Below are 13,483 nucleotides of genomic sequence, written 5' to 3'. Positions count from 1 at the left end.
TGGCTCCGCCTAGCAACTGGCGGAGCCGTAAATAACTCGTACTATTACTTGATAGATGTTTTGATCAGCGAGTACACTTCACCAGCAGCTGTTGGTGTGAAGTCGATATTGTCACGAACAGCATAGTAGTTTTTCGGGGAAGCGAGGAACAGGTTCGGTGCATCTTGAACCAGCATCATTTGTGCTTCTTCATACAGCTTTTTGCGTTCTGCTTGATCTACAGTGGACAGTGCTTTCTCTACCAGCGCATCGTATGCCGGGTTGGCGTAGTTCCAAACGTTAGCAGAGCCAGTAGAAGCGAAGAAGAAGCGCATGGAACGGTCAGCATCTACACCGGAAGTGTTGCGTCCAACCATCAAGTTCATATCTTTTGATTTCCAAGTATCAATGTAGTTACCCCACTCGAGCTGGTTGATTTTCGCATTGATACCGATCGCTTTGAGTTGTTGCTGGATCACTTGCGCAGTTTCTACCATGTCTGGGTAAGTAGCAGCTGTTTCAATCTGGGTTTCGAAGCCATTCGGGAAGCCTGCTTCAGCCAGCAATGCCTTTGCTTTTTCTACATCCGTTTTGTAGCTTGGGTAAGAAGCTGTATCTACAGCCCAGTTTGTGAGCGCAGGTGCGATTGGTCCGGTTAGAGACGCTTCGCCTTTCCATACGGTTTGAACGATTTGGTTACGGTCAACCGCATAGCTGATTGCTTCACGTACTTTCGGGTTGTCAAACGGCTTTTTGTTCACGTTGATACCCAGGTAGCTGTACTCAAGGGATTGATAGTTTTTCACCTGTACGCCAGGCTTGCCTTCCAAAAGCTTCGCGGAGTCAGCAGAAATCACGCTAACGTCGATTTTGCCGGAGCGCATTGCTGCCAGACGCTCTGCTTCATCCTTCATGATTTGGAATTTGATTGTTTCTACTTTAGGCAAGTCTTTATTGAAGTAGTCCGCATTTTTCTTCAGGAGAACATATTGGCCAGATTCAGCCTTTTCCAATTTGAATGGGCCAGTACCGATTGCTTCCTTGGTCAGATCAGTCGAGCCTGCTGGAACAATAGAAGCATACGCACTTGCCGTATTGGCAACGAACGCTGCGTCTGCATTTTTCAGCTTGAATACGACAGTCGTCGCATCTTTTGCTTCAATAGACTCTACGGAAGAGAAGTACGATTTCGCAATCGCTCCCGTATCTGGGTTCAGAATGCGCTCGAAGCTGTATTTTACGTCTTCAGCTGTCATGTCTTTACCGTTGTGGAATTTCACACCTGCATGCAGGAACATGGTGATGGTTTTGCCATCTGGTGCAATCTCCCATTTTTCTGCCAGGTTCGGAACGATTTCCATGTTTTCATCCAGCTTGGTCAAGCTGTCGTAAATCAGTGCATACACACGCACACTGGATGCCGCTGGAACCTTGTGCGGGTCATAGCCCACTGGCTCTTGCTCAGCTGCAACGATCAGCTCCGTTTTAGCTGCAGCAGCTTGCCCGTCTTTTGGCTTAGCTTGGTCAGCCGGAGCAGTTCCTCCACCGGAACAGGCGGAAAGCATGAGGGATAAAGATAGGAAAAAGCCTGCCAACACTCGTTTTTTCACGATGGTACCCCCTACGTTATTCTAGTTAGAAGCATATATTTCCTAACGGTACGGCCTTCTTCGCTCCCGTTACAGAAGGAACATTGGAAGGACGTCCCATTAGTGTCTCATGGCCCAAAATGGCAAACGCAACTGCTTCCTTCGCGTCATCCGGCATGCCGAATTGCTGTGTCGTCGTGACAGTTATACCTGCCGGCAATTGACTTTGCAGCATATGAAGAAGAGTTTGGTTATGAGCGCCTCCACCAGAGACGATCACTTCCTCCACTTTGGTGGTTGGTAAAACGAATTGCTTGTACGCATTAGCGATAGAAGTTGCAGTCAGGGCGGTAACAGTAGCTAGCAAATCAGCTTGACTGATGCCCAGCTGCGTCGCTTGTGTCAGCAGCTCCTGTGCAAACGCTTTGCCGTATACTTCCCGACCTGTGCTTTTTGGCGGTTGTATTTGGTAATACGGGTCTTGCAGCAGACGATCCAAAAGCTCTTGGGAAACGGTGCCACTCGCTGCGATTTCTCCACCCGCATCGTAGCGTAATCGTCCATCTGTCATGACCTGCACGATCTGATCCATGATCATATTGCCAGGACCTGTATCGAATGCAACCACTTTTTCAATACTCTCTCCAGCAGGAAGTACCGTGACATTGGCAATCCCGCCGATATTTTGCAAAAGTCGTCCTTTTTGAGGATCACGGAACAAGATGTAATCCGCATACGGCACGAGTGGTGCGCCTTCGCCATCCGCAGCCAGATCTCGTGCACGGAAGTTTCCTACCACCGGAATTCCTGTGCGTTCCGCCAGTGTAGACAGCTCGCCGATTTGCAAGGACGCTCTAACCTCAGTCATACCTGTAGGTCCTGGAAACGGCGTACGTCCGGCAATATGCCAAACCGTTTGACCGTGCATGCAGACCGCATCGACGTCTTCAGCTGTTACATTGGCTTTTTTTATCAATTGCTCTACGGCATATGCATACCACTCGGATAATCCGTAATGAACCGCAGTGAGCTGATCCAGTTTGGCAGTCTCGACGCTGCACAGATTCATCACCCATTCACGCAGATCCTCTGAGTATGGCATATAGAAAAAATCGCGGAGTGTAACGTCAGCAATCTCTCCTTGCTCATCTGTTCGAATCGCAACCAATGCTGCGTCAATTCCATCCAAGGATGTGCCAGACATAAGGCCAATGAGCAGATGTTCACTCTTTGTGCGATAATCCAGTAAATTTGCTGGTTGATTCAAGTCATCGCCCCCCATTTGGGATTCGAGAATAGTAGAAATATTCATTGTGTTTCCGTTTTCATTATATGTAATAAAATTACGTCAGTCAACTTAATAATAGTAAACTTTATTTCTTTTTGGCAACAATTATTCTCTCATTAGTGCGTGGAGGGAACAAATAAAAAAAGGACGCATTACACGTCCTTTTTTGTCTTTCTTCTATTAGAAATCAAAGTTATCCGGATCTGGACCTACGCGGTGATTTTCATTCAGGGCATCGATTTTCTCCATGTCTTCAGCTGTCAGCTCGAAGTTAAATACATCGGCGTTTTCCTGGATTCGGTGTTCCTTCGTTGATTTTGGAATAGTCACGATACCGTGCTGCAGGTCCCAGCGCAGGATGACCTGAGCGATCGATTTTCCATGACGCTCTGCGATTTCTTTGAGCACCGGGTTGTCCAAAAGCTGCCCTTGCATCAGGGGAGACCATGCCTCAACTTGAATACCTTCTTGCTTACAAAAATCACGAATCTCTTTTTGCGTCAGGCGTGGGTGAAGTTCGACTTGATTGATCATCGGCTTGATTTCGGCATCCTGCATCAAGTCTTGCAGGTGATGGATTTGGAAGTTACTTACGCCGATTGCTTTTACTTTGCCTTCTTTATATAGCTGCTCCAGAGCACGCCAAGCATCCTTGTATTTTCCAGCTACTGGCCAGTGAATCAGGTACAGGTCCAAGTAGTCGAGACCGAGCTTTTTCAGACTGAGATCAAAGGCAGCCAGCGTGGACTCATAGCCGAGGTCAGCATTCCATACTTTTGAAGTCACAAACAGCTCTTCTCTGCTGATTCCCGTTTCTTTCAAACCTTGGGCAATTCCTTGGCCCACTCCCTCTTCGTTACCGTAGATCGCCGCTGTATCAATGCTTCTGTAACCATTTCTGATCGCTGCTTGTACGGCATTAACCAGCTCTGGTCCTTCTTCTACTTTAAATACGCCAAGTCCAAACCACGGCATTTTCACACCGTTATTCAATGTAGTTGTTGCTTGCAATTGTGTTGTCATGATAGTTGTACCTCCTGTTTATTGTTTAAGCTTGCTTTAAGCCTTTTCGCTCAAGCAGTTGACTCCACCCTGTAAGGATAACCGCTCCCGTCACCATTAATCCTCCAATCCATGTCGTATGGATCAGACCAATCGAATCTGTGATGATTCCACCCAGATAAGCACCGATTGCAATACCAGCGTTGAAAGCGGCGATGTTTACAGCAGAAGCCACATCCTTCGCGCTTGGTACGTAGCGTTCAGCCAAGATTACAACGTATACCTGCAAACCAGGCACGTTCATAAAAGCCATAAGCCCCATGAACATAATTGTGATCAAACCGGCAATCGGGAATGGCGCTGTAAAATATAGGATAAACAGGACGAGAGCGTGCACGATAAACATACGAAACAAGGCAGACAGCGGATTTTTATTGGCGACCTTCCCTCCAATCACATTGCCGATTGCAATTGCGATCCCGTATACGAGCAGAATGACTGCGATTGCTCCACCAGAAAAGCCGGTGATACTCTCAAGCATTGGGGACAAATAAGTAAAGACGACAAACGTCCCACCATATCCCAGCGCAGTAATGAGGAACATGAGAACTAGACGGCCATTTGTTACCAGCTTCAGCTGATCACGGAGTGTAGTTCGTACACCTTTTTGCAAACGGCTAGGAATGAGTATGCTATTGGCAAAAAGGGCAATCAAACCAACAACAGCAATGGCGACAAAGGCGAATCGCCAGCCAACCTGCTGACCCAAATACGTTCCCAGTGGCACACCTGTTACTGTGGCAACTGTCAGTCCTGTAAACATCATGGAAATGGCACTCGCTCGCCGATTCTCAGGCACTAAATCCGCTGCAATCGTAGAGCCGATCGACATGAAAATCCCGTGGGACAACGCCGATACGATCCTACCCACAAGCAGCACGCCGATACTTGTCGACGCTGCAGCGATACTGTTTCCGATAATGAAAACAATCATGATCCAGAGCAGCAAATGCTTGCGTGATACTCTGGACGTTACTGCGGTGAGAACTGGTGCTCCAAATGTAACTCCCAATGCATATAAAGTAACGGTCAATGCTGCTGTAGTGACCGGAATCTGCAAATCATTGGCGATCAGTGGCAGCAGACCCACGCTGATAAATTCGGTCGTTCCGATAGCGAAAGCACTCACTGCCAAAGCGAGCAGCGCCAAAGTGCTTCGATTTGTTTCCTTCACGAGGTATCTCCTCCCCTTCATCAAATTGTGTATGGTGTTTACCAGCTGGCAAATGCTATTATGGATGATAGGGTGAATATTGAAAAGTACACACTTTCAAGTGCCCTAGATACCAAAAAGTAATATAGGCACTTTTTAGTGCCTATAGAAAGAAGGAGCGATCATGGAGAAAAAGAAATACAATATTTCCGTGGAGGCCACACTGGAGGTTATCGGTGGCAAGTGGAAATGCGTGATATTGTGTCATCTGACCCACGGGGAAAAGCGCACGAACGAATTAAAGCGGCTCATGCCCGGAATCACGCAAAAAATGCTGACCCAGCAGCTACGAGAGTTAGAGGATGACGGAATCATTAATCGGATCGTCCACCATCAGGTACCGCCCAAAGTGGTATACGAGCTAAGTGAGTATGGCTGGAGCCTCAAAGGCATATTGGACACACTGTGCGCTTGGGGAGAACGGCATATCATTCGCGTCTACGGTGACACCACTGATATGCTTGAGGACAGCATCCTCAATCAGAAACAGACCACATAAATTAGATTTCCCTTTTCCAATGAAAAAAGCCGATTCCCTGTAAGTTGCGGGCGTCGGCTTTTTTATACTCCATCTACACTGGTCTATGAAGAAAATGCGTTATACAAAAAGACTGATGAGATTACCGTCCGGGTCTTTGACAATTGCATAGCGCTGCCCCCACACTGCATCCCATGGCTCTCGGTGGCCTACATATCCATGTGAAGTGACCTTTGCATACAATTCGTTCAATGAGTTGGCGTCATCGCAAGCAAAAGCAAGCTCGATCCGATGACCGGTTGCTTCCTCCCAGCCTCCATACACGCTTTTGGCAATCTCAATCGTATCAAACGCCAAACGAACACCGTCTCCGGCTACCTCTACATGATGGTCCTCATTTGCACTCTCTGGAATTTCCAGACCAAGCAGGCGATAAAAATCCAACGCTTTTTTCATGTCTGCCACAACGATACCGACCATATCCAGCTTTAAACCCATAGCGACTCACTCCTGTTCTCTATTTTTACAAAGCCGATTACTTACAAAACAACTTCCTGCTGCACACGCTTGGGGAGCTTTTGCAAGACCAGCGTATAAGAATGCTCAATCAGCTTTTCCCACAGCTCCTCAGGAATATCCGTATCAAAATAGAGAGAATTCCAATGGGTTTTGTTCATATGGTACCCGGGAATAATCCCTTCGTAGATTTCTCGCAGCTCATCTGCACGAGCCGGATCGCATTTTAATGTCAGGATCGGTACGCCTTTGCTATCTGCTCCCAGCATCGCAAACATTTTGCCACCAATATGGTAACGATCCGCTTCCCAGTCCACCTGATAATCATGCGTCGATCCCTTTTGTTTGCGGCACAATGCATCTACTGTTTGTTTGTCCACAGTTATTCTCCTTCCGATCTTTAGAGTACCAGCTTTCCCCGCTCTTGAATTGTAAAAAACGGACATGTTCAAGTCTCCAGCAACTCTTTCCGATCAAGTAGAAAAAATGTGCCGAGGTGACACGCCGTAATATGCTTTAAAATTTTTGATGACGTGTGATTGATCATAATAGCCATATTTGAGGGAGACGTCCGTAAACGTCGCTTCGGTACCTCTATATAGCTCCTGCAGCAAGCTTTGGAATTGAATAATTCGAATCAACTCCTTAGGACTGACTCCCAGCTCGCTTTGAAAGATTCTGCGCAAGTTTCTTTCACTGTAGTTTACCTTTTCTGCCAAAGAGCCAATCGTCAAGCTGCCTCGACACTCGTATATGTATTGCATACTTGTCTCAAGCAAACCGCCTGCACGGATGGGGCTCCTGAGCAATAGCTGTAGCAAGCTCTCTTCGATCATTGCGATTCTACCAGTGATATCAGTCGCTTCGCATAAGTCCTCCACAATCGTGCGGGCATCATGTCCCCATAAATCCTCCAAATACACCCGGTTGTCATTGATCGAGGATATCGGATAGCGCAGAAAAAGATGTGCCGTTTCCGAATAGAGGCGAATCCCGAATAACGATTGATGCCCCAGGATCGGCATGAGCTCATAGGTTCTCATCAAGCCTGAAACAAACGCCCCTTTTGAAGTAGAGGTAGTCCTCAGGTCAAAAATGATGTCTACACAGCCATCCGGGATGACCCGATTCCATTGGTCCCCATCGATTTCCCCAGTAAGCGAGGTCCAATAGCAGGCCACATACTGCTCCAGCCTTTTGCTAGGAGCGTATTCCTGATAGTAGGCAGACATTTGACTATGCTTCAATACAGGTGGCTGAACGGGACGAAACAATCGCATCTGATTTCGCATCCTTTGCACATTCTCTTACCCCTTCCTATTTTCCATAAACCGTCTTACTCCTGCTCACTCTTTATCATTTTTGCGTATATCATGGGTAGGAATGGATTTTTCGAAGCGAGGTGCATGAAATGATCTCTTCTTCCAAATGGAGCCTGCATCAGTTCTTTTCCAAGAACGCGTACATCCGTCCATTTTTGCCCCCCACTTCCCTATATCAGCCTGCTCTTTTGGGCACTTATCTTGCCAAATACCAATCTGTCTATATCAAGCCGACCCGGACCCATATGGGAAAAGGAATCATGCGGGTCTGGAAAACGGACGCTGGCTATCAATTTGTAAAGGAGCGAGGCGAGCCTGAACACGCGAGCTCCCTGGAGGACTTGCAGAGCAAAATCGCAAAGCAATGCAGCGAGAAAAACTATATCATCCAGAAAGGGCTAGACTTGGCCCAAATCGATGGACGTTCTTTTGACATTCGGGTCATGATGATGCGAAACGGCCAAGGCAGATGGCAATACGCCGGGATGCTCGCCAAGGTAGCGGGTTCAGATAGTGTCATTACAAACGTAGCCCGCGGTGGCGGCTATGCGGTAACGGTCCCACACGCTCTTTTGAAATCAAAAGCGGTAGATGCTACTAAAGTCAAAAGCATCGTCACGCAATTGATCCAAATCAGTCATCGCGTCTGCACCCACTTCAAAAAGTATAGACATACTTCCCAGATCGGAGTCGACTTTGCCATTGATAAGCAAGGGAATATTTCCATTATCGAGGTCAATTACGATTTTCCCTCCCATGCCTTGTTTGCCAAGCTCAAGGACAAAACGTATTTCCGTACGATCAAGCGCCTGCACTTCCAATATCGCAATCGGGTGAAGGCCAAAAAGAAGAAAGTTTAATTGCTTACACAAAAAAGGATAGGGCGCCAGTTGTCATCTGTAGCTCTATCCTTTCTGTGTGGTTTCTCTATGAGGATTGCGTCCCAAACCGCTTTGCATTTCTCGCACGAGCACGCTCCATCTCGACTTCCCGATTTTTTGGCTCTGCATTGGAAACGAGCGAGGTGAGCAATTTTTGTGCTGCCACAGTTACTTCTTCAACAGCTTGTTCAAAAGCGGCTTCGTTCGCCTTTGAAGGCTTTTGAAAGCCTGAGAGCTTTCTCACAAACTGAAGTGCTGCGGCCTGAACCTCGTATTCTGTTGCTGGAGGATCAAAGTTGAACAATGTTTTGATGTTTCGGCACATAAGGTTACTCCTTTCGGCTATTTGTCATGTATACTTCCTCTTGTGGACGAGCCCTTTTTGATTTTTCAAAGCCATACCAGATGACGTGAAACAGCATGTGACAAATCATAGCGGATAACAAGCCACTTTTCCAGAACAACCACCCGCAACAAATACCAACAAAGACATTGGCCGTGATCGCATACGTAAGTAAGGGCGGAGTCAGCTTTCCGACGGTTTGTTTGGCACCTGGCAGGTGAATCAAGGCGAACAGCAGAGAGGAAATCACGATCGCCAGCCAGTACACCAAATTCACATCACTGATTGCCAACCACTTGTTCATGCTCCAAACGAGAATGCTCATGAGTCCCCAGCGGAAGATCAGCTCTTCGACGATCCCACCATATAATACCCTCGTATCAAATCCTACATTTTGTCTTGCCCGATCAATCTTTGCAATCACGTTTTTTTCAGTGACCTTTACGAGATAACCGTAGTAATAAATCAGATGTGCACCAGCACATAGGAGGGAGATGAGGAAGGTCATGACTCCTATCTCAGAAAGAGTTGGTGCTGCGAAACCAGCGTCCTTGTATAACCAGGTACCAACCAGAACACTCGGGACAACGAGAACCATGTGGCTCACCAAACGAGCGAAATACGGGATGTCTTCAGCGCCAGTTTCTTTGATGAGCTTTGGCTCTATTCTTAGCATCGCGAGCACACCCGGTAATGCCAAAGCGAACAGCAGCACTGCCAACAACCAATCCATGCTCCATCTCCCCTTATCCAACGCGTCATCAGGCTCTCGTTATTTCGATTTTTCCGCAAGTATCAAGTCATGCAGTCTATTCGTGAAACGCTGAAAATGGATCATTTCTTCTTCTTCCAGTTTGGAAAAGTATTTTTCAATGACGACATCGTCGATAGCCTCGATCTCTGCATACATCTGTATCGCCTTTTCTGCCAGCTTGACAAATGTCTCACGCCGGTTTGCTGAATTTACTTCACGTTTTACATAGCCGTCCTGCTCTAGCTTCGCTACCAGCTGACTAGTTGAGCTAAGAGACATATTCAAATGCTTGGCGAGCTCACCAATTGTGATCTTTTCATGCTCCTGCACCTGCTGGAGAAGGATGGATTGCTTTGGGGTAATTTCAAAATGGTAAAGGGCCTGAAAATCCTCTGCTAATAAGGTATTGATTTTATCCATCATTTTGAGTGTTTCTTTTATCGTTTCTATCTTCATCAGAAAAGCACCTCATAACACTTTAAAAACTTAAACTATTTATTTTTATTTAATGTTAAAGTGAGAGAAATGTCAAGTAATGCCATGATTGTTTACCCCACATCCCGCACTCCCTGAATAAAAAAAGTGGGTGACTATGCCAAACTCCACATAGTACCCACTCAAAATCACTTATGTCGCAAAAATGATGCTAGCTGTGCGCAGGCTCCGTTCCTTTTACCTCGAGCATCGACGTGCAATTCGGGCAACGAGTCGCTTTAATCGGAATAGACGTGATGCAGTGCGGGCACTCCTTGGTTGTCTCAGGAGCTTTGACCACTTCTTGCTTGCGTTTGAAACGATTCAATTGCTTGATGACGATAAAAATGGAGAAGGCAATAATGATAAAATCGATCACGCTGTTGAGAAAAAGGCCATAGTTCAGAGTAGCTACACCACTCTTTCTTGCTTCCTCTAGCGTATTGAAGTGTTCTCCGTTTAAGCTAATATACAGATTGGTAAAATCCACTTTCCCGAGTAATAGCCCAATGAGAGGCGTAATAATGTCATTGACCAAGGACGTCACGATCTTACCAAAAGCAGCCCCGATGACAACCCCGACTGCAAGGTCCATTACATTTCCTTTTAAGGCAAACTCTTTAAATTCCTTTAACACGGCGAATCCCTCCTGTTAATCCATCACATATTGCAAAAAATGACTGACAAACCTCTCTGAATCTACTTCCAAACACACTTCTATATTCGGTGCTTTCTCAGGATGCTCACGCCTGTCTCCAATTGTGCGGGCATCGCTTGGTCCACCTGATGTATCTACCTCCACATGCATCGGGACAGTACGCACAAATGTCGGATCGATCACGACACCAACCGCCAGCGGATCATGCAGGCCGCAACCGCGAACATTTCCAACCGTAACATACGCATCCATATAGACATCGCACATGTCAGCAAAGAAATGGCTGAGCTTTGTATCACGGGCTCTCCACTGTGCCAAATGCTCACGCGTAAGCAGTGTCTGCATCGTTACATCCAATCCGACGAGGGTGAGTGGTATGCCTGATTGAAAAATATACGATGCAGCTTCTGGATCGGCGCAAATATTGGCTTCTGCTACTGGTGTGCGATTGCCAGGCACCGTAACGGCTCCGCCCATGACGACAACCCTCTCCACCAAGGAAACGATTTCTGGCGCAGCCATGATGGCCAAAGCCAGATTGGTCATGCTGCCGACGGTAACGAGAGTGATTTCGTGTGGATTTTCCTTGATCGTAGAAATCAGAAACTGCACGGCACTCTGAGACTGCGCTGATGAAACAGGAGCAGGCAATACTACATTACCCAATCCATTTTCACCATGAAACAGTCTGGCTTTGGCTGTGACTTCGCGAACAAGCGGCTTGGCTGCACCCTGGTAAACGGGAATATCCGCAGCCCCGATCAGCTCAAGCACTTGCAGCGTATTGCGCGTCGCTTCCTCCACGGTAATATTGCCGAATGTCGTAGTGACACCTACAACGTCAAGCTCAGGCGAATGAACAGCATACGAAATCGCCATCGCATCATCAATACCAGTATCCACGTCAATGATGACCTTTTTCATCGTCTGTTCCCCTCCTGTTCCAATGCCGCCTGCAGCCATAGATACTGCTTTTCTGTTTCGATACGTACGCAAACATCCATATCGCGCCCTACACTCGGTTTCGCTCGCAGGTCAGCCAAAACCGCTCCTCGGGACAGCGTACTGGTGCAATCGATCGTCAGCTTCATTTGCTGAGTAGCTATGACAGACGGATCGAGAGCTGCAATCATCGCTCCCCACGCAGACAAGCGCAAATCGGTCGCATCTGGCTGCCAGTCTACATGGATCATACCAGTGTCTCTGGCAATCGAAACAACCGCCTGTGCTTGCTCATTTGTCATAGTTAGCTTATAAGTAGCATCCATGGGCACCATGAGGAGCGGCAAGCCAGCTGCCAGGACGAAAGAAGCTGCCTCCGGGTCCGCATGCATATTTGCCTCAGCAATCGCGGTTACATCACCAGGTACACGAATCGCCCCTCCCTGTATGACGACGCGCTTCAACTGTTTTGCGAGCATCGGTTCAGCTGCTACTGCTTTTGCCAACGTCGTCAAACGCCCAAGTGTAACAAGCGTCAGCTCACCCTCTGCTTCCTGCGCTTTTTCCAGCAAAAGACGTACACCCGCTGAGGACTCGTCCACTCTAGCCGTATTGCCAGACAGTGACGCGAACAAAGGGCGCTGCTCTCCTGCTACAATATCAATCTCGTATCCAGGCTTTGCCCAATCGATTACTTTTTGCGCTAGGCTGATCCCTCGCCCTGCATCGGTATCGCTGCATATGACCCCAACAACCTTGGTGTCTGGAGCTTGCAGCGCATACGCCAAAGCGATAGCATCATCGATTCCCCCACAAAAATCAATGAGCAACTGTTTTTGTGCCAAATCCCTCACCTCTCCCTCTTTCAATCAGGTTTCTAGTAAAAATCGCTGTTCTTTATGCTATCCAAATCAGCAGTAGTCGTCAAATGACTATTCACCTATACGTATACTGCGATTCTCTCTTGCTTCCTGCCAGCAACTATTTTACACTTAATCGTGAATTCGACAAAATACGTCAGATTCCCCAAGCACCCTGACTGATGTAGAAGCCTCTACATAAAAGAGCAAAGGAGCATGGAACATGCTTTCTCAGACTCAGCAAGCTACTGAATCGATCTCACTTGCAACCAATCAGCTCATTTACGTGCTGACTCTCTATAAAAAGAAACCTTATTTGCCAATCTGGGGGGAGATCTTTCACGCCTTGCGCGAAATCGCCAAGCTCGGACGGAGGCATCAGGAAAATATTTTTATCTATCACCTGGAGCATTCAGGAAGTCTCTGGTATCGCTATAAAGAGGATCAATTTCTCGCTGACCTGCCCGATCACTCGATCACGATCTCGCTTTCTGGCGAACAGCTGATTGATGCTTTGATGAAAGGAAGCTTTGCTCCAATGCAAGAGACATTCCCAAGCAAATACAAAGAAAACCCAGAGTAGCTATTCTGGGTTTTCTTTGTTCTATAGATGCAGGTCACCCTGCTTTTTGGCGAAATCGCGGTTTCACATATACTGAATAGAGCGTATAAATTCCTTACGTTAAAAAAAGAGGCGGCCCTCCTGCACAGTTTGGGTGCCGCCATCCCGAACTTCCCCAAGTTCGTTCATACAGGAATTGTACTATGAAACTCTCTTATCGAAAAGTGTCAGGTTTTGTTTTATAGCGAAATTATGGGAATTTATATGTAGAATTCGGAAAAAAATCGAAAATCCCTGACCCACCTCGGTGAATCAGGGCGCTTATTACTTGCTATCATTGCCTACCACATCTGCTGCTCTAGGTCCAAAGATGATGTACAAATAGACATATTGACTGACGCTAACTCGTGGAAAAACGAAAGCAATGTTCGTTTTCCCTTCCATCTGTTTGACAAAATACCGCAATTTACTTGATTTGATCTTTTTGATAATACGTGTCGCTTCTCGCCACGGTACGGAAAACTGGACGTTTTTTTCCATAGTACAAACACCTCACCCGGCT

Annotated in this window: 17 protein-coding genes; 3 read left to right on the top strand and 14 right to left on the bottom strand. The window is 47.0% G+C overall.

Features of this window, described 5'->3' with window-relative positions; all coding sequences use genetic code 11:
- Window positions 1-44: 44 nt before the first annotated feature.
- The 4 genes from C3B52_RS08345 to C3B52_RS08330 all read right to left on the bottom strand — a co-directional run bounded on the left by C3B52_RS08345 (window position 45) and on the right by C3B52_RS08330 (window position 5,092).
- Window positions 45-1,589, bottom strand: a complete 1,545-nt coding sequence (locus C3B52_RS08345; RefSeq protein ID WP_103105622.1) for an ABC transporter substrate-binding protein — start codon at window positions 1,587-1,589, stop codon at window positions 45-47.
- 25 nt (window positions 1,590-1,614) lie between these two features.
- Entirely contained in the window at window positions 1,615-2,835 is a 1,221-nt protein-coding gene (locus C3B52_RS08340; RefSeq protein WP_103105621.1) for an anhydro-N-acetylmuramic acid kinase, read from the bottom strand.
- Window positions 2,836-3,036: 201 nt separating this feature from the next.
- On the bottom strand, window positions 3,037-3,879 hold the full coding sequence (locus C3B52_RS08335) for an aldo/keto reductase (protein WP_103105620.1): 843 nt from the start codon (window positions 3,877-3,879) through the stop codon (window positions 3,037-3,039).
- A gap of 25 nt (window positions 3,880-3,904) precedes the next feature.
- Window positions 3,905-5,092 (bottom strand): MFS transporter, encoded by a 1,188-nt coding sequence (locus tag C3B52_RS08330; RefSeq protein ID WP_235615639.1) that lies wholly within the window; start codon window positions 5,090-5,092, stop codon window positions 3,905-3,907.
- A 163-nt stretch (window positions 5,093-5,255) separates the two neighbouring features.
- On the opposite strand from C3B52_RS08330, the gene C3B52_RS08325 reads away from it, so the two are divergent.
- Complete coding sequence (locus C3B52_RS08325; RefSeq protein ID WP_103105618.1) at window positions 5,256-5,630, top strand: winged helix-turn-helix transcriptional regulator; 375 nt, start codon at window positions 5,256-5,258, stop codon at window positions 5,628-5,630.
- Window positions 5,631-5,729: 99 nt separating this feature from the next.
- On the opposite strand, the gene C3B52_RS08320 is transcribed toward C3B52_RS08325, so the two are convergent.
- From C3B52_RS08320 to C3B52_RS08310, 3 genes are all read right to left on the bottom strand, one after another.
- Window positions 5,730-6,107, bottom strand: coding sequence for a VOC family protein (locus tag C3B52_RS08320; RefSeq protein ID WP_103105617.1), 378 nt, complete (start codon window positions 6,105-6,107; stop codon window positions 5,730-5,732).
- A gap of 41 nt (window positions 6,108-6,148) precedes the next feature.
- Entirely contained in the window at window positions 6,149-6,505 is a 357-nt protein-coding gene (locus C3B52_RS08315; RefSeq protein WP_103105616.1) for an MmcQ/YjbR family DNA-binding protein, read from the bottom strand.
- A gap of 93 nt (window positions 6,506-6,598) precedes the next feature.
- On the bottom strand, window positions 6,599-7,405 hold the full coding sequence (locus tag C3B52_RS08310) for a helix-turn-helix transcriptional regulator (RefSeq protein WP_235615638.1): 807 nt from the start codon (window positions 7,403-7,405) through the stop codon (window positions 6,599-6,601).
- 131 nt (window positions 7,406-7,536) lie between these two features.
- Here C3B52_RS08310 and C3B52_RS08305 point away from each other — a divergent pair, with 131 nt between their 5' ends.
- Complete coding sequence (locus tag C3B52_RS08305; RefSeq protein ID WP_103105614.1) at window positions 7,537-8,307, top strand: YheC/YheD family protein; 771 nt, start codon at window positions 7,537-7,539, stop codon at window positions 8,305-8,307.
- A gap of 67 nt (window positions 8,308-8,374) precedes the next feature.
- On the opposite strand, the gene C3B52_RS08300 is transcribed toward C3B52_RS08305, so the two are convergent.
- From C3B52_RS08300 to C3B52_RS08275, 6 genes are all read right to left on the bottom strand, one after another.
- Window positions 8,375-8,653: a DUF2277 domain-containing protein gene (locus C3B52_RS08300; protein ID WP_103105613.1), complete on the bottom strand. Its 279-nt coding sequence runs from the start codon at window positions 8,651-8,653 to the stop codon at window positions 8,375-8,377.
- Window positions 8,654-8,657: 4 nt separating this feature from the next.
- Complete coding sequence (locus C3B52_RS08295) at window positions 8,658-9,404, bottom strand: CPBP family intramembrane glutamic endopeptidase (protein WP_103105612.1); 747 nt, start codon at window positions 9,402-9,404, stop codon at window positions 8,658-8,660.
- 39 nt (window positions 9,405-9,443) lie between these two features.
- Entirely contained in the window at window positions 9,444-9,881 is a 438-nt protein-coding gene (locus tag C3B52_RS08290) for a MarR family winged helix-turn-helix transcriptional regulator (protein WP_103105611.1), read from the bottom strand.
- Window positions 9,882-10,071: 190 nt separating this feature from the next.
- The gene (gene mscL / locus C3B52_RS08285; RefSeq protein WP_103105610.1) at window positions 10,072-10,536 is read right to left on the bottom strand and encodes a large conductance mechanosensitive channel protein MscL; all 465 of its coding nucleotides are present in this window, start codon (window positions 10,534-10,536) and stop codon (window positions 10,072-10,074) included.
- A 15-nt stretch (window positions 10,537-10,551) separates the two neighbouring features.
- Window positions 10,552-11,481, bottom strand: coding sequence for a nucleoside hydrolase (locus C3B52_RS08280; RefSeq protein ID WP_103105609.1), 930 nt, complete (start codon window positions 11,479-11,481; stop codon window positions 10,552-10,554).
- Window positions 11,478-12,344, bottom strand: coding sequence for a nucleoside hydrolase (locus C3B52_RS08275; protein WP_103105851.1), 867 nt, complete (start codon window positions 12,342-12,344; stop codon window positions 11,478-11,480). The genes C3B52_RS08280 and C3B52_RS08275 overlap by 4 nt, the downstream gene beginning before the upstream one ends.
- Window positions 12,345-12,582: 238 nt before the next feature.
- Here C3B52_RS08275 and C3B52_RS08270 point away from each other — a divergent pair, with 238 nt between their 5' ends.
- Window positions 12,583-12,942 (top strand): hypothetical protein, encoded by a 360-nt coding sequence (locus tag C3B52_RS08270; protein ID WP_103105608.1) that lies wholly within the window; start codon window positions 12,583-12,585, stop codon window positions 12,940-12,942.
- Window positions 12,943-13,245: 303 nt separating this feature from the next.
- On the opposite strand, the gene C3B52_RS08265 is transcribed toward C3B52_RS08270, so the two are convergent.
- A complete protein-coding gene (locus tag C3B52_RS08265) occupies window positions 13,246-13,461 on the bottom strand; it encodes a hypothetical protein (RefSeq protein ID WP_103105607.1) in 216 nt (71 codons plus the stop codon).
- Window positions 13,462-13,483: the final 22 nt, after the last annotated feature.

The sequence above is a fragment of the Brevibacillus reuszeri genome (assembly GCF_002897295.1).
In the GTDB taxonomy this organism is placed as follows: Bacteria; Bacillota; Bacilli; order Brevibacillales; family Brevibacillaceae; genus Brevibacillus; species Brevibacillus reuszeri_A.
Note: the sequence above shows the minus strand (reverse complement) of the source record. Positions and strands in the feature narration are given on the sequence as shown.

Bases quoted from the DNA above. Each gene is read 5' to 3' on its own strand.
- C3B52_RS08310 (WP_235615638.1), bottom strand. From the start codon at position 7,405: ATGCGATTGTTTCGTCCCGTTCAGCCACCTGTATTGAAGCATAGTCAA.
- C3B52_RS08325 (WP_103105618.1), top strand. From the start codon at position 5,256: ATGGAGAAAAAGAAATACAATATTTCCGTGGAGGCCACACTGGAGGTT.
- C3B52_RS08335 (WP_103105620.1), bottom strand. From the start codon at position 3,879: ATGACAACACAATTGCAAGCAACAACTACATTGAATAACGGTGTGAAA.
- C3B52_RS08305 (WP_103105614.1), top strand. From the start codon at position 7,537: ATGATCTCTTCTTCCAAATGGAGCCTGCATCAGTTCTTTTCCAAGAAC.
- C3B52_RS08300 (WP_103105613.1), bottom strand. From the start codon at position 8,653: ATGTGCCGAAACATCAAAACATTGTTCAACTTTGATCCTCCAGCAACA.
- C3B52_RS08320 (WP_103105617.1), bottom strand. From the start codon at position 6,107: ATGGGTTTAAAGCTGGATATGGTCGGTATCGTTGTGGCAGACATGAAA.
- C3B52_RS08280 (WP_103105609.1), bottom strand. From the start codon at position 11,481: ATGAAAAAGGTCATCATTGACGTGGATACTGGTATTGATGATGCGATG.
- C3B52_RS08270 (WP_103105608.1), top strand. From the start codon at position 12,583: ATGCTTTCTCAGACTCAGCAAGCTACTGAATCGATCTCACTTGCAACC.
- C3B52_RS08295 (WP_103105612.1), bottom strand. From the start codon at position 9,404: ATGGATTGGTTGTTGGCAGTGCTGCTGTTCGCTTTGGCATTACCGGGT.
- C3B52_RS08265 (WP_103105607.1), bottom strand. From the start codon at position 13,461: ATGGAAAAAAACGTCCAGTTTTCCGTACCGTGGCGAGAAGCGACACGT.
- C3B52_RS08290 (WP_103105611.1), bottom strand. From the start codon at position 9,881: ATGAAGATAGAAACGATAAAAGAAACACTCAAAATGATGGATAAAATC.